Annotated in this window: 16 protein-coding genes, 1 pseudogene and 1 riboswitch; of the genes and pseudogenes, 7 read left to right on the forward strand and 10 right to left on the reverse strand. The window is 34.5% G+C overall.

The features are described from left to right. The first annotated feature begins 243 nt into the window (after positions 1–243). From AC07N0_RS03045 to AC07N0_RS03070, 6 genes are all read left to right on the forward strand, one after another. Entirely contained in the window at positions 244–3,261 is a 3,018-nt protein-coding gene (locus tag AC07N0_RS03045) for a PAS domain S-box protein (RefSeq protein ID WP_494588070.1), read from the forward strand. Next, positions 3,248–3,634, forward strand: coding sequence for a response regulator (locus tag AC07N0_RS03050; RefSeq protein ID WP_492800768.1), 387 nt, complete (start codon positions 3,248–3,250; stop codon positions 3,632–3,634). Before AC07N0_RS03045 ends, AC07N0_RS03050 begins: the two co-directional genes overlap by 14 nt. A gap of 103 nt (positions 3,635–3,737) precedes the next feature. After that, positions 3,738–4,053, forward strand: a riboswitch (cobalamin riboswitch). Between the two features lie 110 nt (positions 4,054–4,163). Beyond that, a complete protein-coding gene (locus AC07N0_RS03055; protein WP_494588072.1) occupies positions 4,164–6,116 on the forward strand; it encodes a TonB-dependent receptor plug domain-containing protein in 1,953 nt (650 codons plus the stop codon). A 143-nt stretch (positions 6,117–6,259) separates the two neighbouring features. Then, a complete protein-coding gene (locus AC07N0_RS03060; RefSeq protein ID WP_492800770.1) occupies positions 6,260–7,363 on the forward strand; it encodes a YncE family protein in 1,104 nt (367 codons plus the stop codon). Positions 7,364–7,451: 88 nt separating this feature from the next. Beyond that, complete coding sequence (locus tag AC07N0_RS03065; RefSeq protein WP_494588073.1) at positions 7,452–8,045, forward strand: DUF6580 family putative transport protein; 594 nt, start codon at positions 7,452–7,454, stop codon at positions 8,043–8,045. Between the two features lie 143 nt (positions 8,046–8,188). Beyond that, on the forward strand, positions 8,189–9,124 hold the full coding sequence (locus AC07N0_RS03070) for an ABC transporter substrate-binding protein (protein ID WP_494588074.1): 936 nt from the start codon (positions 8,189–8,191) through the stop codon (positions 9,122–9,124). Positions 9,125–9,235: 111 nt separating this feature from the next. Here the strand turns inward: AC07N0_RS03070 and AC07N0_RS03075 are convergent, their stop codons facing one another. Together AC07N0_RS03075 and AC07N0_RS03080 are read right to left on the reverse strand one after the other, a co-directional pair. After that, positions 9,236–10,108 (reverse strand): glycosyltransferase family protein, encoded by an 873-nt coding sequence (locus AC07N0_RS03075; protein WP_494588075.1) that lies wholly within the window; start codon positions 10,106–10,108, stop codon positions 9,236–9,238. A gap of 4 nt (positions 10,109–10,112) precedes the next feature. Further along, the gene (locus AC07N0_RS03080) at positions 10,113–11,093 is read right to left on the reverse strand and encodes a glycosyltransferase (RefSeq protein ID WP_494588077.1); all 981 of its coding nucleotides are present in this window, start codon (positions 11,091–11,093) and stop codon (positions 10,113–10,115) included. A 190-nt stretch (positions 11,094–11,283) separates the two neighbouring features. On the opposite strand from AC07N0_RS03080, the gene AC07N0_RS03085 reads away from it, so the two are divergent. After that, positions 11,284–12,084, forward strand: coding sequence for a glycosyltransferase (locus AC07N0_RS03085; protein WP_494588078.1), 801 nt, complete (start codon positions 11,284–11,286; stop codon positions 12,082–12,084). Between the two features lie 15 nt (positions 12,085–12,099). On the opposite strand, the pseudogene AC07N0_RS03090 reads toward AC07N0_RS03085, so the two are convergent. The 8 genes and pseudogenes from AC07N0_RS03090 to AC07N0_RS03125 form a co-directional block, all read right to left on the reverse strand. Further along, positions 12,100–12,198, reverse strand: a pseudogene (locus AC07N0_RS03090) (helix-turn-helix domain-containing protein); the annotation flags it as partial. Between the two features lie 42 nt (positions 12,199–12,240). Next, entirely contained in the window at positions 12,241–13,092 is an 852-nt protein-coding gene (locus AC07N0_RS03095) for a hypothetical protein (protein ID WP_494588079.1), read from the reverse strand. Between the two features lie 186 nt (positions 13,093–13,278). Further along, entirely contained in the window at positions 13,279–16,338 is a 3,060-nt protein-coding gene (locus tag AC07N0_RS03100; RefSeq protein ID WP_494588080.1) for an AAA family ATPase, read from the reverse strand. A gap of 3 nt (positions 16,339–16,341) precedes the next feature. Further along, positions 16,342–17,544, reverse strand: a complete 1,203-nt coding sequence (sbcD, locus tag AC07N0_RS03105) for an exonuclease subunit SbcD (RefSeq protein WP_494588081.1) — start codon at positions 17,542–17,544, stop codon at positions 16,342–16,344. 182 nt (positions 17,545–17,726) lie between these two features. Further along, positions 17,727–18,671, reverse strand: coding sequence for a sporulation-delaying protein SdpB family protein (locus AC07N0_RS03110; RefSeq protein WP_494588082.1), 945 nt, complete (start codon positions 18,669–18,671; stop codon positions 17,727–17,729). Further along, positions 18,656–19,195: an SdpA family antimicrobial peptide system protein gene (locus tag AC07N0_RS03115; protein ID WP_494588083.1), complete on the reverse strand. Its 540-nt coding sequence runs from the start codon at positions 19,193–19,195 to the stop codon at positions 18,656–18,658. Before AC07N0_RS03115 ends, AC07N0_RS03110 begins: the two co-directional genes overlap by 16 nt. Then, positions 19,192–20,241: a sporulation delaying protein family toxin gene (locus AC07N0_RS03120; protein WP_494588084.1), complete on the reverse strand. Its 1,050-nt coding sequence runs from the start codon at positions 20,239–20,241 to the stop codon at positions 19,192–19,194. Before AC07N0_RS03120 ends, AC07N0_RS03115 begins: the two co-directional genes overlap by 4 nt. 320 nt (positions 20,242–20,561) lie before the next feature. Continuing rightward, a complete protein-coding gene (locus AC07N0_RS03125; protein WP_494588085.1) occupies positions 20,562–21,170 on the reverse strand; it encodes a hypothetical protein in 609 nt (202 codons plus the stop codon). Positions 21,171–21,210: the final 40 nt, after the last annotated feature.

Here is a 21,210-nt window from a genome sequence, read left to right on the forward strand (position 1 = left end):
AAACCTCATAGCTCTTCATACAACTATTATCCTTAGCGGTAATAGTTTATTATTTTTTTCATTTTTACGATAAAAATTTCATTATTTACCAAATGTTAATTATGTTTAGATATAGTGACTCATTTATCCGTAAAATTTATTTAAACATTCTACATAAAAAATAGGTAGTTTGATAAATGTACAACTAAAGCTAAAGACTAATCCTTACTGCTTTTTTAGCGATCTTAAAATATCATAATATAAATGAGTAATCTGAAAGAAGAGTTATACGAACTAATAAAAAGTGATATCGCAATTTTTGACTTTATCCAAGAGTTTGCCTTGGATGGCTTTTGGTATTTGAATGTAGAGTCTCCTAATAACGGATGGATAAATACTAAGTTCTGGGCTACGCTCGGATATAAGGCTACAGATATACCGCTGGATTTAACTGCTTGGAAAACCATCATTTTCCCCGATGATTTAAAAGAATTAACCGACAACTTCTTACAACTTCCACATTATCAAACTCATCATCAACCGTATGACCAAGTTATAAGATTCAAACATAAAAATGATTCTACTGTCTGGCTTCACTGTAGGGCAATAGCCATTAAGAATGATAGCCCCCAAGACATTAAAATACTTTGTACTTATACAGATATTACTGAGTTAAAAAGAAAAGAGGAATTTCTGGAACGTTGTAATACTGCGGCAATGATAGGTTATTGGGAATTGGATTTACAGACCCAGAAACTGTATTGGAGTAAGACGACTAAATCAATACATGAGGTAGATGATGATTGTGAGCCCGATTTAACTACTGCTATTGATTATTATAAGGAAGGAGAAAATAGACAAAAAATAATAGAGGCAATAAATAATGCTATTAAAAACGGAGAAAAATATGATTTAACCTTACAAATAATTACGGCTAATAATCACCTAAAATGGGTCAGGAGTATCGGTAAAGTAGAGTTCTTGGACGGAAAGTGCGTTAGGCTGTTTGGTACTTTTCAAGATATTAATGCAGAGACATTAGCCAAAGAGGAAATACTTAAAGAAAAACAAAAGCTTCAAAGTGTTATTGAAGGTACTAATGTAGGTACGTGGGAATGGAATGTACAAACAGGAGAAACAGTTTATAATGAACGCTGGGCTGAGATTATTGGCTATACACTAGAGGAGTTGGCTCCAATAAGTCATGAGACATGGGAAAACCTAGTACACCCCGAAGACCTAAAGATTTCTAATCAAAAGATACTGGACTGTTTTGAAAAGAAAATAGAATTCTTCCGTTGTGAATGCAGGATGAAACACAAGGATGGGCATTGGGTTTGGATACACGATAAAGGTAAAGTAGTTACGTGGACAAGCGATGGGCAACCCTTGATGATGTATGGAACACATTCGGACATTAGTGAACAAAAGCAAATCGTTGAAAGAAATACGGTGTTTATTGAACATACCCCTACGGCCATAGCAATGTTTGATAGTAACTTAAAATATTTGGCAGTTTCTGAAAAATGGAGGGCTGATTATCGTTTAGAAGGCATCAACTTAATTGGAAAAACACATTATGAGATTTTTCCTGAAATAGGCGAAGATTGGAAAAATATTCATCTAGAATGCCTAAAGGGGAAATCTATCAAAAGAAACGAAGATAAATTTGTCAGAGAAGATGGCACTGTTCAATGGCTCAAATGGGAAGTAAAGCCATGGTATAATGATAATAATACCATAGGTGGATTGATTATGTATACTGATGATATTACTGAGCAAAAGAAAACTGAACAGAGCCTTCTGGAAAAACATACTTTATTAGAAACGATTCTTGAAAGTATTGATGTAGGAATTGTAGCATGCGACCAAAACGGGGCTCTTACGCTGTTCAATAGTACGACCAAACGTTGGCATGGATTACCATTAGACAATGTTCCTCCATCCGAACTTTCAAAATATTATGGACTTTATGATTTAGAAGGAAACCCGCTGCCGACTGAAGAAATACCCCTTATCAAAACTTTAAGAGGCCATAAAGTAGAAAATCAAGAAATATTGATTTCTTCTATCAATGGCACTTCACATATTGTTTCTTCTTTTGGCGCTCAGCTCAGAGGGCCCAATAATGAATTATTTGGTGCAGTTGTTGCTATGCATGATGTAACAGAGCGAAAAAAGGCATTAGAGAAGCTGTTGATTAGTGAGGAATCTTTTAGAGGAAATTTTGAAAATGCTGCTATTGGCATGGCTCTACTAGAGCCAGACGGACGATGGTTGAAGGTAAATCAAACACTTTGTAATATTGTTGGTTATACAGAGAAAGAGTTGTTTTCATTAACTTTTCAGGATATTACTCATCCTGAAGACCTAGAAGCTGATTTACACTTACTTAATGAATTAGTAAATGGTGAGCGAGCATATTATCACATGCAAAAACGATATTTCCATAAGAAGGGAAATATTGTACATGTTATTTTGGCGGCTTCTTTAGCAAGAGATCAGGCTGGTAAACCATTATATTTTATTTCTCAAATAATAGATATTACGCAGCAAAAGAAGGCTGAGGCAGAAATTCAAGCTCTTTTGGATGTTACAAAAGACCAAAACGAAAGGCTAAAAAACTTTGCTCATATAGTTTCGCATAACCTAAGGTCACATTCAGGGAATATTTCAATGATGATGGATATTTTATTGGAAGAATACCCGACCTTATTGGATAACGACTACATCACTTTATTAAAAGCTGCATCGACAAATCTTAAAGAAACTATCGTTCATTTAAATGAAGTAGTTTTGATGAATACCACCATTATTGACAATTTAAAGAGTGTTAATCTGTACAATGCGATAGAAAATGCTATTCAAAATGTTTCGGCTTTTGCAAAAGATTCAAACGTAAATATTAAAAATACTATCAGTATAGATGAACGAGTTTTGGCTGTTCCTGCTTATTTAGATAGTATCATTTTAAATTTTTTGACCAATTCAATAAAGTACAGCACAGAAGAGAGAGATAGTTATGTTAAATTATCGACCTTTATTGATAATGAATACGTTGTTTTAAAAGTAGAAGACAACGGACTGGGTATTGATTTAAAACGCCATGGTGCAAAATTATTTGGTATGTATAAGACATTTCATGCGCATAAAGATGCTCGTGGTATTGGTTTATTCATCACAAAGAATCAGATAGAAGCAATGGGAGGAAAAATAGAGGTGATAAGTGAAGTAAACAAAGGAACGACATTTAGTATATATTTTAAACATGAAAAAATTTAATATTGCTTGCATCATTGATGATGACCCGATTTTTATTTTTGGTACAAAAAGAATCATGCAACTTGCAAATTTTTGTGAAGGATTTTTAGTTTTTCACAACGGGAAAGAGGCATACGAGAGCTTGAGAGCGATTATCATTGGAGGAGGAAAACTTCCAGATTTAATTTTATTAGATTTGAATATGCCTATATGGGACGGCTGGCAGTTTTTAGATGAGTTTATCCAGATTCCTAATGAAAAAGCCACTACCATTTATATAGTAACAAGTTCGATAGACCCTGAGGATGTTAAAAAAGCGGAAGCCTATGAAATCGTTAGTAATTATTTAGTTAAGCCTATTAAGATGGAGGATCTCAAAAAATTAATGGAATAAACTAATTATCAAATAATTGATTTTCAAACATTTAATAATTCTCAAAAAACAATATTATATAGTTTAAATCTGATTTTTATATCATAGAAATAAATTTTCTACTACCTTTGCAACAGTTTATGGTGCATTAGGCTCGTTTCTATATGAGTTTAAGGCTTAATAGGGAATCAGGTTTTAAGTCCTGAACTGTCCCCGCAACTGTAAGTTTCAATACAATTATTACCATTCTTCGATACCACTGGTTTAATGGTGATTGAGTGAATGAATGATTGAGTGAATGAAGAAATTCAAAAATAATCCTAAAAATCAATTGGCTTATTAATCACTAAATCGCTAAGTCACTAAATCACTAAATAAATTGGGAAGGTCAAGGTAATGATGAAACAAGTCAGGAGACCTGCCATTAAATCATTCTTAATCGTTTGCTTACGGAGGATAAGCATCATTGAGCGTTCGATTATTTCTTTCAAACTTTCTTGGTCATTTTTTTCGGTTTATTTCCGTAGGTCAAGGCTTAACTATTCAGGTTATGTCTGCTATTTTTACGTATTTGTTACGTTGTAAGCCTATATTTTTGCTCATCGGGATATTTGTATCCTTAGATTGCTATGCCCAAGAAATTTCTACCAGACAGATTGATGAAGTAAAAGTAACAGGCTTTTCAAACGAGCATTTTATGGCTGGCTTGAAAGTTAAAAAAATCGATTCGACTACTTTAGCACGTTTTCAATACCAAACCTTAGCAGATTTCCTACAATATCAATCGCCCATTACGTTCAAAAGTTATGGTAATGGTCAGTTAACTAGTATTTCTTTCAGAGGCACTTCTGCCATGCATACAGCCGTGCTTTGGAACGGTCTGAATATCAATAATCCTATGGCTGGGCAAACAGATTTTTCTACTGTGCCACTCTTAGGCTTTGACCAAATGGCTATCCAATACGGTTCGGCGGCTTCTTGTGTAGGTTCTGATGCTGTGGGTGGAAGTATCTTATTAGGTTCTGTTCCACAATGGAAAAAGCCTGGCGTAAACCTTACACTAGGTGGTCAATACGGAAGTTTTGATAATTATAGCGAACAAATAGGCTTAAGGTTTGTCCATCAGTCGAAGAAAGGCTTACAGTTCTCAGGGAAAACTTTGCTTTATGGAAGTAAGAACAACAACCATTTTTCGGAAGAAGAAAGAACAGATAATGCAGGAAGGACGTATCAGATTGAGCCTTCTGAAACGGCTCAAAAAGGCTTGATTCAAGATTTATACCTGAAACAACAGAACGGAAACTTACTCTCTTTGAATATTTGGTTGACCGACAATAAACTAAGTATTCAACCAGATATAATTGCATTCAGAGAAATTACCCAAACCAAGGCTTCACGTTTTTTATCGTCATATCAATTCGGTAATACGAATGTAAAAATGGGCTTTGTAAAAGATATTATTGATTATGGCACGGGCGATTTTTCAGCACCTAGCCATTCTGAAACAGATCGCTACATTGCTCGTGTTGAACATGAAATTAGCTATAAAAAAGCCAACTCTCTATGGAACACAAATATCAAATTAGGTGGAGAGTTTGTACATTATGTAGCAAACGTTGATGGTTACGACGGACAAGGAGGTATCACCGAAAACCGTCAAGACGTATTTGTATTAATCCGTAATCAATTCACTAATAAGCTAACGGCTTCATTTAATCTTCGTCAAGCATTTTCTAATCGTTATCAAGCGCCCTTTACGCCCTCACTAGGAATTGAATACTTATTGCTTTCTGCCAAGAAAAGTCAAATAATAGTAACAGGTAATGTGGCGAGAAGTTATCGTTTACCGACCCTTAATGAGCGTTACTGGAAAACACTTGGTAACCCAAATATTCAACCAGAAAGTGGTTTCAATAAAGAAGTAGGCATTAATTGGAAACAAGTAATTTCTGAAGAGCTTAATACGTCACTAGGCGTGAATGCCTATCATAATTTAATTGATAATTGGACATACTGGAATCCTGACAACGCTTATCGAGTAGAAAACCTACAACAAGTATTAACAAAAGGACTTGAAGTTACGGGCAATATAAAATACCTAAAAGGGAAAATACTGGCGGGTATTACCACAACTTATGCTTATACACATGTCTCTCAACAAAAAATGTATGCTGCGTATACAGAAGATATTATTGGTAAACAAATGATTTATGTACCCCTGCATACCGTTTCGGGGACTGCCTATGTAGGCAAAGGGAACTGGACATTAAATTTTCAAGGTTTGTATAACTCCGAACGTTATATCACTTTTGATCATTCAGGTCGCCCTTTCCCTCCTTATTTTATGTTGAACGCTACCATTTCAGGGAAAATTCAAGTAGGAAAAACACAAGCTAATTTGCTTTTTCAAATGAATAACCTAACTGATACTGTATATCCAAGTGTAAAGAAAAAAGCCATGCCCGGGCGAGGCTTTTCACTGGGGTTAGTTTTTAATATTTAGCATCTGATAGGCTTTCGTTAATGGGTCATCGGATGTCAGATATCGGCTGTCAGTATTAATACTTTCGCTTGAATACTGAAAGCCGACGACCGAAAGCCGAAATCAAAAAAATATTTTTTTTCAATTTTTAATCCATTAAAACAATGCAATTTAATTCTATTATCGTTCGCTCATTAGTGGCAAGCACGTTGTTCTTGTCATTAAATGCTTGTAATTCAACCTCTGATCCTGAACCTTCTCAACCTTATGATACTGGTGTTTTTGTAGTAAATAGAGGTAATTTCTTTGATAACAATGGCTCTATTACTTTGATAAATCCAACTACTAAAGTTACTAGTTTTGATATTTTCCAGAAAGAAAATACAAATGCTGTGGCTGGTGGTGTAGCTGATTACGCTGAGGTAGATGACAAAGGATTAATCTTAGTAGATAATTCGACTGCTGGCAAAGACTATATTCAAATCGTAAATGCTCGTACGTTTAAGGCTGTAGCTAAAATAGATTCTAACATCGTTGAAAACCCACGTTATGTTGTAAAAGCGGGTACAAACAAAGCGTATGTTTCTTGTTGGGATGCTTTTAATGCAGATTACTCTTATAAAGCAGGCTATATTTTAGTAATTAACCTGACGACAAACAAAATTACCAAGAAAATTATGGTTCAGCCTGGTGCTGAAAAATTGCTAGTTGTTGGCAATGAGGTAGTAGTTGCTTCAACTGGTTACAGTGGTTCAAGTAATATCACAGTGATTAATACTCAAACAGACGCTGTTTCACAAACAGTAACAATAGGCTATGAACCAAAATTGATTGGTGCAGATGCTAATGGAAAAATATGGTTTGAAGCCGACGGTAAATTTGTGAAGTTCAACCTAAGTACTAAAGCCGTAGAAAGTCGTATTGCTTTTGCTACAGCTAGTACCCTTAATCAATCGGCCGGAAGTTTCTCTTTCAATAAAGACAAAAATGTTATTTTCTTTGTTTACTCTTACTACGACTATGCTACTAATAAAAGTAAAGGAGAAACTTATAGCTTTAATATTAACGATGCTAGTATTGCTACAACAAAGCCATTTATCAATAAATTATTCACAGGTTTAAATACAGACCCATCAACGGGTAATATTTATGCAGGGTTTGCTCCTTCGCTTAAGCAAGCTGGTTATGTATTCAGGTACCAATCAAATGGAACATTGATTGATTCTTTGAAAGCTGAAATCGGACCAGAAGGATTTATTTTCAAGTAATTCAGATTTGATTTATCAAAGCTATATATCATTTTCAGATTGGTCAACTTTTAAAAAGTTGACCAATCTATTATACAAATATCCACTTATGAAACAAACTATCAATCCTCGCTTTTTAACCTTGCTTTGCTTCATTCTAGCCATTGCCTTGTTAAGAATTGCCAATTCGGCACAGCTTACACCTGTTGCTAACTATACCCCACTGGGTGCTATGGGGCTTTTTGGTGGAGCATATTTTACTAGTCGTTGGAAGGCATTTGCATTTCCTCTTCTTACGATATTAGTAAGCGATATTGTAATCAATAAGGTAATTTTTCAAGGTAAATATGGAATGATGTACGAAGGTTGGTACTGGATTTATGGCATCTTCGCCATCATTGTATTATTTGGCAGAATAATCCTTCAGAAAATCAATGTGCAGAATATTGTATTAGCAGCAGTGATTGCTTCGGTTTCACATTGGGTTTTAGCTGATTTAACTGTTTGGATTGGCGGAGGTACAGATTTGAGAACAAATCTACCGCTAACACGTGATTGGGCAGGCTTACAACAATGTCTTATACAAGGTTTTCCATTTATGAAAAACTTTTTGGTAGGAACACTTGCCTATTCAGCTTTGCTTTGTGGCAGTTTTGAGTTGCTACAAGTACGTTTTCCAAGTTTAGCAAAGGCTCAAGCTTGAGGCTTTTAGTCTTCGGCTATCTTCTATCTTTTTGAATTTTTATTTAAGGATAAGCTTCTAAAAGCTTTTACCTCTAATTTATTATTCTTTATCAGGTAATTGCTGACTTCTAATCAATAATTACCAATCACAAATCATTCATTATGAAAGTCGTCTCTTTTCTTCCAGCCGCAACGCAAATGATTTACGACATGGGTTTGCAAGACTTACTCTATGGCGTAACCTTTGAATGTCCGCCAACATCCAGAACTGAAAATGAAATTATTGTGCGTTGTGTGCTAGAAGGAAAAGATTACTCAAGTACTGAAATTGATAAAATTTTTTCAGCGTCTAAAGCGCAAGGGAAAAGCTTGTATTATGTAGAGGAAGATAAATTACAAGCCATAGCTCCTGATGTAGTAATTACGCAGGATGTTTGTGAAGTATGCCAGATTGATACAAAATGTACGCAAGCGGTGATAGATAATCTTGAAAAAACACCTCAGATTGTCACACTCACCCCACAAAGCTTAGAAGATGTTTTTCAGACAGTAATTACCATCGCTACAGCTTTGGGTAGAGAAGAAGCTGCGTATCAACACTTGGCAAATCTGCAAAAAAGAATTGATAATGTGATCGACAAACTCAGAGAATACAGGGCTTTACCCAAAAGAGTAATGCTGTTGGAATGGATAGAACCCATTTATAATTGTGGACACTGGATTCCTCACCAAATTGCTTTTGCGGGTGGAGTAGATATGTTAAGTAATCCATCAGGAGATAGTATCGTAACACAATGGGAAAAAATATTAAAGTACGACCCTGAAGTATTAATCATCGCTCCTTGCGGTTTTGATACGCAAAGAAGTATGGAAGAATTGCATTTATTAACGATAAAAAGCGGTTGGGAAAACCTACGGGCAGTTCAAAAAAAAGCTGTTTATGTGCTTGATTATGATTTGTTTACCCAGCCCAGTGCATCGACCTTAGTAAATGGTATTGAAATTTTGGCAGCATTATTTCACTCTACACTTTTTACAATTCCCCAACACCTAGCTTATAAAGTCTATCCTATTTTTAATCAAACATTAGCTATATAATTTAAGGAATAAATTATGTATGTTTCATCATCTAAAAGATTTTCCCTCTAATCTATCAAAAGTCTGGAACGAAAGTTTCAGGCTTTTTTATGGTCTATTCTTTATAAATCTTCACAGCAATTTATAATTTCTATACTCTCCTATTCTATAGCCCGTTAGTTTCTCAACTGCCATCTTTAATTTATTTTTGAATGATAATTTTTTCTCCTGAATATCATAATCAAACATCCAATTTACACTATCTATACGGGCTTGCATCACTTTTGGATGAGTTCCTTCAAAGAGTGTCAAAGAATCTATTTCAGAGTAGTCAAATTCCTCTAATACTTCCTTTATTTTATCCACATCTTGTCCTTCTCCCCAAAAATTAATCGAGCTTTTCATTTTTTCACGCTGTATTTCTGGTGGTTTTACCCAACCATAATGGTAGATATAGGCATCAATTAATTTTACTTTTAATTTCTGATTATCTGCCGTTCTAAAACCTTGTGCATCCTTATAGGAATGTACTTTACCTGTATTTCTAATCACCCTGATTTCTCGTCGATACCAACGATGTGCATTACCTACATAACGGTATGAACCATAAAAATGTGTATAGTTAAACAGCAAACCTTCTACTTCAGTTTTATGCAAATTATCCTGCATCGCTTGCTTGATAACAGGCAGGTATTTTTCATGTACTACTTCATCCCCTTGTATATAAAAGCACCAATCAGCATCAGGCGAAACAGCAGCTAAGGCTTTATCTGTTTCAACGGCTAGTACTTGTCCACCTTTGCGAAGCGAATCGTCCCAAACGGTTTCTATTATTTTTATTTTTGGCGAATCAATACTTTGTATCAATGCTAATGTGGCATCTTCTGAATTCCCTACGGCTACTATTACTTCATCGCAAATTGGCAAGATTGAAGTAATGGCTTCCACCACGGGATAATCAAATTTTATAGCATTCCTAACAAAAGTAAATCCAGATATTTTCATAACGTTATTCAGAAAAAGGCAAAAATTTCGGGTAGTTCTCCAAAGCCTTTGGTATTTGCGAATTAAGTGGTTTTCCAGCTAAAACTGTTTCATAATAAGTAATATACTTCTCGGTCATGGCCTTAGCCGAAAATACATCTTGAGCATATTCATGGCAAAGTTTAGGCGAAAAATGGTCAATATTTTTGAGTTGTTCTACCAATTCATGCTTATGATTTGACAGAAAGCCTACCTCTGGATGAATCAATTCTGGTAATGACCCATAAGTGGTACCAAACACCGCTGAACCCATATAAAGGCTCTCAACAATGGCCAAACCAAATGGCTCATGCCATAAAACTGGGAAAAGCAATGCCTTGGATTGATTCAATATTTGCAGTTTTTCTTGTCCTCCTATCATCCCATGAAAACGAACATTGAGGTCGGGCGTAAAGCGAAAGCCCATTTTAAAATTTAAGCGACTGCCACCCATAACCACTAATTTATGATGACTCCGTTTGGCAATTTCAATCGCCCCTTTTACATTTTTCACACGCCAAGCAGCTTTTGCTAAAAAATGAAGATGTTTTCTTGGAAGGTTAAAATCTGGCTTTCCATATTCATCAAAGTCGATTCCGTTATATACAAATGCTTCTCCACCGTGGCGTTCTGCATGGTTTTGAGATACAAAAACGGTATTCTGGTGCAAAGAATCTAATTGAGAGCTGTTTCCATGCTGAGTAACTACAAAGGGTTTTCGGATATATTCTTGTGGTTTTTGGTTGAGATGTACCACATCAATATCATCAGGAATTTGTCTGTCTAATGGGTCATTTTCATTAAAGGGAATAATGTTAGCAAAAGATGATTGGGAACCTTCTTTCACTAAAAAAGTGACTTTATGCCCTAATAAACTAAGGTATTTTCCAAGCCACCAAACTACTCGTTCTGTTCCACCATATTGATTTACAGGAAGTATCGCATTATGTTGAAGAAGTATATTCATAATATATTGTTTCTACAAAAGCCGTTGTAGAAACAAAATTTAAAAAATTTCAAGATTGTTTTCTTAAGAAAAAATCATACTTAATACCACAAATTTAAGGTATTGTCTGTGTAGTTTGACTATACTCAAAGAAATAACCGTAATTTTGAGGCTTTAATTGAAAATCATTCCATTTTAAAGATACAAGTTTATGCGTTGCTCAGTGAATATCGCTTTTTACAATAAAATTGATCATCTAAAACTCATTTTGGCAGCATTAGAACGCCAAACTGTTAAAGATTTTGAAGTGATTATTTCAGATGATGGTTCTCGTGAAGAAGTGGTTAAGCAAATCAAAGAAATTCAAAAGTATTCATCACTCCATATCAATCATCTTTGGCAAGAAGATAATGGCTGGCAAAAAAATATCATGCTGAATAAAGCAGTGATGAGTGCGAAATCTGATTACATTATTTTTATTGATGGTGATTGTATTCCTGATGATAGATTTGTGGAAGCTCACTTGGAAGCTAAAGAAAAAGGTTTTGCACTATCAGGAAGAAGAGTATATTTATCAGATAAAATTTCTAAAAAACTTACCCCTGAAAGCATCAAAAAAGGATATTTCAAAAAGAATTTTCTGTATTTATTATTATCAGGTGAAACACGTCATGGGGAAAAAATGCTTTATGCAAGAGTCCCATTTTTTGCTAGAATGATTAACAATAAGCACCGCGATATTTTAGGCTGTAATTTTTCAATCCATAAAGAAGATTTGCTAAGCATCAATGGTTTTGATGAGCGTTTCCTTTGGCCTGGTGTTGGCGAAGATTTAGATGTTTATAGAAGACTTCGTCAAATTGGCAAATCAACAAAATCTGTAGCTTCCTCGGCTTTAGTTTACCATCTGCATCATAAAGAAACTAAAATCCCACAAGAAACTTGGGATTTACAGAAAGTAACACAAGCAGAAACGAATCCATTTACTCCATTTGGAATTGTAAAAAAATAAAACTAGGGTAGTTTTTTACCCAATAAAAAAATCAATAGGTTTCTCAAAAAAAATAGCTATTTTGATTAACTCAGCAATTGATGGTTCTATCCTATTATTCTCTATTTTAGATAAGTATGATTGCGAAAATCAGATTTATATCAGCACAAAATCTTTTTACTTCTTGAACAACAATGAAAAGTGTCTCAAGTATCGTTTTAGATTAATTCGTTTTACAGAAACACGTTGCTGTACACTGATTGCTGTGAAGTCCCAATTTTTTACAATCTCTATGTCTTGGTCAAGTGGGCGTACACACAGCAAAGACTCTTGTAAAAAACGATTTATTACTGCATTCCACTCTATATTATTCCTATTATAATGTCCAATATTTTCACTCGCTGACTTTACATTTCCAAATTCAGCCATCGCTACTGATAAGGCAAACTGTTCAATTAGCTTTTTATTTACTTTAGCCAAAAGCATATTATCACAGATAATCAATGCTAGTTTCACTATATTCATTCCTATTTTACTAGGTAACCCTACTACACTAGCATTCCACATATAATGGTCTGGACTAATGACGATTCCTCCAAAAGATTTTTTACCTACTTGCTTCCACATTATTCTTTCGGTTTTGCTCTTGAGGCTAGACAGTTTTCCTTCGTTCACATGCATCAATGGATTATCCAAGGTAGTTTTTATTTCTTTAATGTCTGAATACAAAAAGGTATCTGTATCCACATAAAGCACATCTTCATGAGGGTGAATCGAACAGATATATTCAATAGCTTTGATTTTTACTCTTAAAAAAAATCTATATTCTCCTTCCCATTCTTCTAATAATCCTTTACTAATTTCTACAATATTTACTCGCTCGGCTACACGCTGATAGAACCTTGGTGCATCAGTCAAAATATAAATTCTATCGGAATTATCCATCTGCCCTAGAAACGAGCAAATAGAAAAGTAAGCTTGCGTATGGTTTCGCTGCTCTTCACCAAAAACCAAGTATAAAATATTCATAACTAATTAAGATTACTCAGGATGCTTTTTACAAAAGACTTCAAATGATATTTCTCTTTAATTTCTTCTGCTATGGGTTGATAAGGCATTTTGAAGAATACTCTTGGATTTTAATGAAACATTGGATAAAATCAGTCTTTATGCTATTTTTATATAAATTGAATGCGTATTTAAGTTTACAAAAAGCTAACTTTTTATTTCTATTTTACTAAACCCTCTATTGTTTCTCTCCAATTTTATTTGGGTTGAAATTCTTTCTTTGATTGACTCCACGTGCGAAATAATCCCTATATTCTTTTGTCCCTCTTGCTGTAGTTTTTCTAAAGTACTCAATGCCAAATCAAGCGTTTCGGGGTCGAGGGTTCCAAAACCTTCATCAATAAAAAGGCTTTCAAGTTTTACATTCTTAGAGGCTAAGTCTGACAAAGCTAATGCTAATGACAAACTTACCATAAAGGTCTCTCCACCCGAAAGTGTTTTTACTGAACGACGCTCATTTCCCATATACTGGTCAACAATCATCAACTCATCATCCTCATTTTCAGTGGGTTTGTCCAATAAGTACCTATCTGAAAGCTCTGCTAATCTTCGATTAGATAAAGCCACCAGTCTGGCTAATGTCAAGCCTTGTGCAAATGTACTAAATTTTTTTCCTTCTGCATCTCCAATATATCGGTTTAATAATTCCCACTTCAAATTAGATTTTTCTAAGAACGCAATTTCTTGTGTTAAAACAGACACTTCGTTGAGAAGTGTGTTCTGAGACTGTATTTTTACCCTTAAATCTACCACTTCATCAGCCACTGCTTTTCGCTGTTCTTGCAAAATTTTACTAAATTCAAAAAGTTCTTCCAGGCTTATTCTTGGGTTATCTTCTTGTTGTTTTAGTGCAAATTCTATTTTTTTACTCTTCAATTCATTTTCTAAAACGGTTATTTTTGTTCTGAGTTTTTCTTGCTCTTCACGCAAATTTTTGCTTTGTTCTACAGAAAGCAATTGTTTTTGAGCTTCTTTTATATTGGCAAAACCCAAGTTTTTCAATGCCTTCAACAACTCATGCTGTAATTCTTTTACCGCTTCGCTCTTTTCTTTAATTTCTATGCGAAGTTGTTGAATTACTTGCTGATTAGCACTGATTTTTGTTTGTAATTCCGAGAATTGTTGCTGGAGTATATCACAATCATTATTGATATTCTTGCCCGCATATAAACCTTTAATGGTGTCAAGAAGGGTATTTTTTTGTTCTTGAAAGCCCTTTGTTTCTTTTACAATTTTGTGTAAAGTCCTTAAATCTTCTAATACTTTAGCCGACTTTATCAATAAATTCAAGGCTTCTGTTTGTCCTTCTTTCAGCTTTATTTGGTCTTGCACCCACGCTCTATTCCCTACTTTATCTAACTGTAAATTCTGTTTTATATCAGTTATTTCTACATGTTTTTCAGTTAGCTTATCCTGAAATCCTTGTTTTTTCTGCTGTTCTTTTATTTCTATTTGTCGTGCAGAAGCTATTTGCGTTGTCAAGACGTTCACTTCATTACTTAATTCTTTTTCTGCTATTTTCTGAGCTTTTAAGTCTTGGTCTATCTCTACATAATTATTAGCATAGTGACTCAGAAAAGGATGTTCTAAGGAGCCACAAAGCGGACATGCTTCGTCTTTTTTCAATAACGTAGCTCTATCTTTTTCAAAATTGTAAGACTTACCCAAACGTTCTTTTTCAGCTTCTAACGCCTCTATTTTCTTAATGAGATTAGCTAGTAAAATTTGTTTTTTTTCAAGAACAAGTGTATTCGAATTTTGACTTTCAAGCTGGTTTTTTTCTTCTTTTTCAGCTTCATTAAAAAGCGTTTTTAGGTTACTATACTCACTAATCAATTGGTTAAGTTGATGGTATAATTTCACCTCAAACTCTAACCGATATCCTTTTTCTTCTATTTCCTCAGGTGATGAAATCTCAGCGATTTCATACCATTTTTCCATCTGTACTTTCTGTGATTGAGCAACAGATTGAATAAGTACTAAAGAACTATCAGTCAATTGATTGACTGATAAACTACTTAATTGCGGAATTCTCAAAAAGGATATTGACTCATTAATTTGCTGTTGTTTAGCTTTCAATGTTCCTTCTTGTTCGCTCAATTCACGCATCAATTCCGTTACTTTTCTACGATATTCTAGCAATAACTCACGTGCATATTCTGCTCCTACTTCTTGTTTAGTCAGTTCTGCGATGGCTTCCAGATTTCGTTTAAATGCGTCCTGATTATTAAGTAAATCCTTTGCTTGGGTTTCTTGTCTATTTTGAAGATTTTCAAGTTCTCTTTCATCGTTTTTTACTTGGGCAATCTGCTCTCTGAAAGGCTCAACCAATTCGTGTTGCTGTAATATTGGTAGTTTCTCCGTTTCAAATAGCTGCCAAATAGCTTCTGTCGTAACAAAGTCTTTTTCCTTCTGAACTATTTCTTGATTGATTATTGCTAAGGCATTTTTTACTCGAATACTTTCTGATGTTTTTTCAATATTTTCACTCGCCTGACTAATCAATAATTCTTTAGCAACTAAGTCTTTTTCCCAGTTTTCAGCAATTTCTTTAGCAACTAATTTATCTGAAACACTTTTTATTTGATTACGCTTAAGCTTTAATTCCCCACCTTTTTCATTATTAATTTCAAAAGCTTTTTTACCTAACAAGCGATAAATTTGCATGCCAGTGATATCTTCTAGCAATTTTCCCCGCTCGTCTTTCCCCGACTTTAAGAACTTTGAAAACTCACCTTGTGAAAGCAAAATTGATTTCACAAATTGATCATAATTCAATCCTATTAGGCTTTGATTTTTATCGGGTACATCTGTTTTTTTATTGGTAATAATCTGGTCTTTGGCTTTATCGATTAGCTCCATCCCATAATCATTCAGATTATTATTTCGATTGACATTTATCCACCATTTAGACACATATACTCCCGACTTACAAACATATTCTACTTCAACGACACATTCTTTTTCACCACGAGTCAGAATTGACCCTCCCGACCCCACTAAGTCTTTAGAAATCTTTTTATCAAATCTTGGCACTCGGTTAAATAATGCCAAAGTGATGGCATCAAGCAAGGTAGATTTCCCCGCTCCTGTTGGACCAACAATGGCAAAAAGCCCTGCTGTTGATAGTGGACTTGCCGTAAAATCAATACTATGTTCTCCTTTAAAAGAGTTGATATTTTTTAAATATATTTTATTGATTTTCATCGCCTAATTCTCCTCCTTAACTTTTTGTAATAGTTCCGTAAAAGCCTCCATCAATAAAGCCTGATGTTCTTCTGAAAGTCCACTTTCTTTTTCCAATCTTCTTTTTAAAATCTCAGTTTCATTGATATCATCAATGTGTTCTCCTTCATAAAAAAGCTCTTCGGTACTTTGTACTTCATTTTTAAACGTAATTCTATGTTTCAGCACAATGGCATTGTCGTCTTCAAAAACGGCTATAATATCGTTCAACTCTCTTGTTAAAAGCGGGTTATGCAATTCTTCAATTACTTCTATTTCTAAAAATGCTTTTAAAAGGCATTCATTTTGAAAACTACTCAGTTGACTTTTCACCTTTTCAAAATCACCACTTATTTTCTTTAATAACCTGTTTTTAGGAATAAGGATATCTTCTATCCGCGTGATTTTACGATTAGTTACTTCCAATTCGGTGATAATCTTCAAATCATTTTTTTCACTAAAACTTAAAGCAATCGGCGACCCTGAATAACGAATATGTTCTTTCCCTGACACTCTTTGTGGTCGATGGATGTGTCCTAATGCTACATAATCAAGTAGTTCAGAAAAATCACTTCCTTCAAAAGAAGCCAGATTACCTATCTGGATTTCCCGTTCAGATTCAGAACTGATAGAACCATTGGCATATAAATGCCCCATAGCGATAACAGGCAACCCCGGAAAACGTTCCTGACATATATTTGCTAATTGGTCATAATGATTTTTAATACCATTTCGCACTGCCTCAATGCGTCCTGAGGGTGTTTCTCCCTCTACTGGCTGACGCAAATCAGCATCTCGTAAATAAGGAATAGCACAGACAATAACGTCTTTTAAATCAATTATTTGGTCTTCAATATTAGGTGTAATACCACCAATAACGATAACATCCAACATCGCCAGAATATCCTTTGGCGCATTCAGCATCGATACAGAGTCGTGGTTTCCACCCGTAATAATGATTTTGCATTTCTGTACAATCATTTGTCGTAAAAACCAATAATATAGCATTCTGGCTTCGGCAGGAGGATTGGCAAGGTCAAAAATATCCCCAGCAATTAATAAGACATCAATCTGTCGTTCTTGGATAATGGCTATTAGCCATTCCAAAAACAGTTGATGGTCTTCGTGAAGGTCGTATTTATGGAGTTTTTTACCCAAATGCCAATCGGCAGTATGCATAATTTTCATGGAATGTCATTCTATTTAAAAGAATGCAAAAATACGCCTCTTAATTGAATTATAGCTTAAAAATCAATAGGCTTTACAAAAGCATAAACCCCACCCTATTGAAATACTCAATATGATGGGGTTTATTAAAATCAGTTTGCCTAAAAAGTAGCTCTTCGTGCTTGGTTACTTAGCACTATTATTCACGGTAAACTTTGTGAATTGCTGAATTTAAATAATCTAAACACACTGATTTTGCTAAATTTAAATGAAAACTCATGCTCAAAAGGTCGTAAAAATAAGATTAGCGCACCAATCATGATTAAAGCAAAACTTACTAAGCCATGTACAAACCCTATTAAGACATGAAATAATATTCCTAAAAATAATAGCGTACCTCTATTACTTTTACTCATAAATAATCCTGCAAAAAGTAAAAACTCTAAAATAATTACCCACCAATTGATAATCGTTAATGACAACGGATTTTGTAATAATGGTAACACTATCGGCTTAAGCCAATTGGCCAGTCCAAACATTGGGTCTGTAAACCAATAATATAGGGCTGTTCCGTTTTGCCATTCTAACACACTACATTTTCCGACAGCCGAATGTAAATAAATAACTGCTACTTGTATTCTTATTAAATCATAAAAAATAGAAGCTACTAAGTTCTTATATCTATATTTAGCACTCCCATCGACATTCTCAGCAGTGTCCCAATGCCACAAACGACTGTCTGTTAAAGTAATCGGAATTAATAAGAAACTAATCACGGTAGCAGCATGTTCTCCCCCATCTACAAGAGGCGCAGATGAAATCAAGCTATAATTTATCCACCAATGTAACACACCCATTATTCTGGGTCTCCAACCGATTGTTACTACAAACAAGATGATGATGCTAATCCATCTTGCTAATTCAAGGTGATTGGATAATAGGCAAAAAAGACTAATTTTCCCACTTAATCCATTACACATCGGAATGTCATCAACGCCTAATATCGGTCTGAATAGCGTACTTACATCATTCATTAATAAGGTAAGTAAAACACTCAACGCAATAAGCGACCTGCCTAAGCCATAAACATTGCTCCAAATATTTAGGTTTAGTTTTCTTTCGATTTGATTATCTATTTCTTGCCACATATCACTTTTAGGATTACATATTTAGCTGGCATCTCTTCACTTTTTTTAAGTTCAGACCATGCCCAAGGAACGGGAGAATAACTTACTATTGCGATTGTATCTTTCAAAATAGGCATTGGAGAGATATTTCTAACCTCTATTATTTTGGTCGTATCTTTTTTGATACAATCAACAAAATTTCCCTTACAATGCTGCCAGTCGTTTTCAGATGGCTGAGGAATAATCATAGCCATTTCAACAGATTGAGCTCTTACAAGTCTATTTAATCCAAATGAGTTACCCGGTTTTGAAAGTGGGGTAAGTGGATTTTGTATCCACTTACCATTTTCTTTATAATAAATTATCACTTCCTCTTCTTTAGGATTACGGGTAAAAAATGCCCATCCTTCGGGTAAAAACGACTGGAAAGTACTTGTTACCTCCGTGTTGTAAATCGACAATGGATTATGGGGCAAAGAGATTGTCATTGTCAGAATCACAAACACAACCACGAATAGTTGCCCCACGATATATAAGGCTCTCATATTCTGAATTGATATTGTTTTGTGATTGATTTCACTAACTGCTCTTGAAATAAAACCTCTTTCCCAAAAAGGTCTGATGGCATAGGGGTATTATCAATGGCAAACAACACAACATTTACCGCTACTGCTATATTAACAGCTTCGTGCACATTCACATTTTGATTAATATTTACATTCTGGTTCACATTGACATTCTTGTTTTCATTCACATTTTCGTTCACATTAAACCAACTGCCTGCTCCAATATCTGCTAATCTGTTAAAATTCACATCTATGTTTCTATTAAAATTTAGATTTTGAAGACGATTGAGGTTTCTGTCAAGCTGTATGTTTAAGTTTTTATTGGTGTTCAAATTGAAATTGATGTCTCTATCAAAATTCAAATCAAAGTTTCTGTTTTTATTCACAGCCAACATACTATTTGTATTCGGTCCTGGAAATAAATTCACCATTCTGTTCTGATTAATCTGGAGATTGGTAACCCTATTGGTCATAAGTCCTTTTAATAACCTACCTTCAGGGTCTGGCACATTAAGAAGCTCTTTTAACTTGGCAAAATCAGATACTTCAGCCAATTCTCTTAATTTCTTTTTATCTTCTTTCGAATAAAGACTATCTATTAGTTCGGGGTTTCTTTTTAAAATAAGCAAAGGCATCAGCGTACTTGTAGAGCCAAGTATTTTTTCGCCTGCATACTTTAATCCTGTTTGAACCAAAACGGGGTCTCCACTTTGTACCATTGCTCTGAATTCCTCGAAAAACTCGGGAGATTGCTTCTTAATATCTGCGATGACAAATTCTTTGTATTTATCATAGGTTTTCTTTTGAGCAGCGTTAAACTTATCAATCCCAGCATAATCTCGAATCTTTTTCAATTCAGGAATATTCACACTCGCGTCTCCTTCGATAAACATAATATCAGAAAAGAGTTTAGCTCCATCCACTTTGGTGGCATTGGAGTTTCCTTTGTTTTCACAACCGCTAACTATGGCAAGCGATGTGACTAGCGCCCAATAAAGCACTATAGATTTGATTGTTTTCATCATTTAATTGATTTAGATAATGTTGTTTAGCAATAATTACTAGGCATAAAATTGTACATAAATGGATGTAGAACAATCTGAAAATTATTGAGCGGTATCTAAATTTATTTAACGGCACTTTATTTTGAATAAATTATTACGCTTTTAATTCTTTTATTCATCTTTAATAATTTTACATTCATATATTTTCATAGTATTTCTTAGCACTATTAATATGATTTAGTTGTTGAATGACCATAAAAAAACAGAAGAGGCTTCCATTGCTGAAAGCCTCTTCTGTCGAATTATTTATTCTTCTTATAGAAATGTATCTTACTAAAATCCTAGTGTTTTTTAAGTTTTACAATTTTATGTAGTGGCGTTTCCAATGCTTGTTTGAACGCACCAGTCGCATCAAATAAAAGTACTTTACGGTTTGTTCCATCACTAATCGCTACATAAATGTTACCATCAGCATCTTTACCCGCACGTTTTATAGTATAACCTACGTAAGTAGTAGTAACATAACTTGTTAGCGTAGTTGGCAAAGTAGTAATATCTACTTCTGTTAGTTTCGCTTTTCTAGCATAATGTTGCAATGCTTTTACAAATACACCATTGGCATCAAACAATAGGCCTGTTTCAACATTATTTAAAGAAATACCTACTACATACTGACCTTGGGCATCCTTACCTGCAAACTTAATACTTGCTCCCGCATAATTGGTAGAAATATAAGTAGTGATAGTAGCTGGCAAAGCCGCTGGGTCAATACTAGTAATATTTCCTTTACATTTTTGTTTAGTTACCGTATCAGTCACAGCAGCCGTACGGGCAGCAGATACTTCTAAAGCTGAATAATTATCATCCGAAGCTGATAAATCCTCTTGCTTTGAACAACTCGCTAACATGACACCAATAAAAGCTGTCATTAGAAACATTAATTTTTTCATTATGTAATGGTTTTAAAGTTTAAATAATTTGACCTTAACA

The sequence above is a fragment of the Arcicella sp. GW821-FHT09D11 genome (assembly GCF_059416265.1).

Coding starts and splice junctions, on each gene's coding strand:
- AC07N0_RS03045 (WP_494588070.1), top strand. CDS start 244: ATGAGTAATCTGAAAGAAGAGTTATACGAACTAATAAAAAGTGATATC.
- AC07N0_RS03050 (WP_492800768.1), top strand. CDS start 3,248: ATGAAAAAATTTAATATTGCTTGCATCATTGATGATGACCCGATTTTT.
- AC07N0_RS03055 (WP_494588072.1), top strand. CDS start 4,164: ATGTCTGCTATTTTTACGTATTTGTTACGTTGTAAGCCTATATTTTTG.
- AC07N0_RS03060 (WP_492800770.1), top strand. CDS start 6,260: ATGCAATTTAATTCTATTATCGTTCGCTCATTAGTGGCAAGCACGTTG.
- AC07N0_RS03065 (WP_494588073.1), top strand. CDS start 7,452: ATGAAACAAACTATCAATCCTCGCTTTTTAACCTTGCTTTGCTTCATT.
- AC07N0_RS03070 (WP_494588074.1), top strand. CDS start 8,189: ATGAAAGTCGTCTCTTTTCTTCCAGCCGCAACGCAAATGATTTACGAC.
- AC07N0_RS03075 (WP_494588075.1), bottom strand. CDS start 10,108: ATGAAAATATCTGGATTTACTTTTGTTAGGAATGCTATAAAATTTGAT.
- AC07N0_RS03080 (WP_494588077.1), bottom strand. CDS start 11,093: ATGAATATACTTCTTCAACATAATGCGATACTTCCTGTAAATCAATAT.
- AC07N0_RS03085 (WP_494588078.1), top strand. CDS start 11,284: ATGCGTTGCTCAGTGAATATCGCTTTTTACAATAAAATTGATCATCTA.
- AC07N0_RS03095 (WP_494588079.1), bottom strand. CDS start 13,092: ATGAATATTTTATACTTGGTTTTTGGTGAAGAGCAGCGAAACCATACG.
- AC07N0_RS03100 (WP_494588080.1), bottom strand. CDS start 16,338: ATGAAAATCAATAAAATATATTTAAAAAATATCAACTCTTTTAAAGGA.
- sbcD (WP_494588081.1), bottom strand. CDS start 17,544: ATGAAAATTATGCATACTGCCGATTGGCATTTGGGTAAAAAACTCCAT.
- AC07N0_RS03110 (WP_494588082.1), bottom strand. CDS start 18,671: ATGTGGCAAGAAATAGATAATCAAATCGAAAGAAAACTAAACCTAAAT.
- AC07N0_RS03115 (WP_494588083.1), bottom strand. CDS start 19,195: ATGAGAGCCTTATATATCGTGGGGCAACTATTCGTGGTTGTGTTTGTG.
- AC07N0_RS03120 (WP_494588084.1), bottom strand. CDS start 20,241: ATGATGAAAACAATCAAATCTATAGTGCTTTATTGGGCGCTAGTCACA.
- AC07N0_RS03125 (WP_494588085.1), bottom strand. CDS start 21,170: ATGAAAAAATTAATGTTTCTAATGACAGCTTTTATTGGTGTCATGTTA.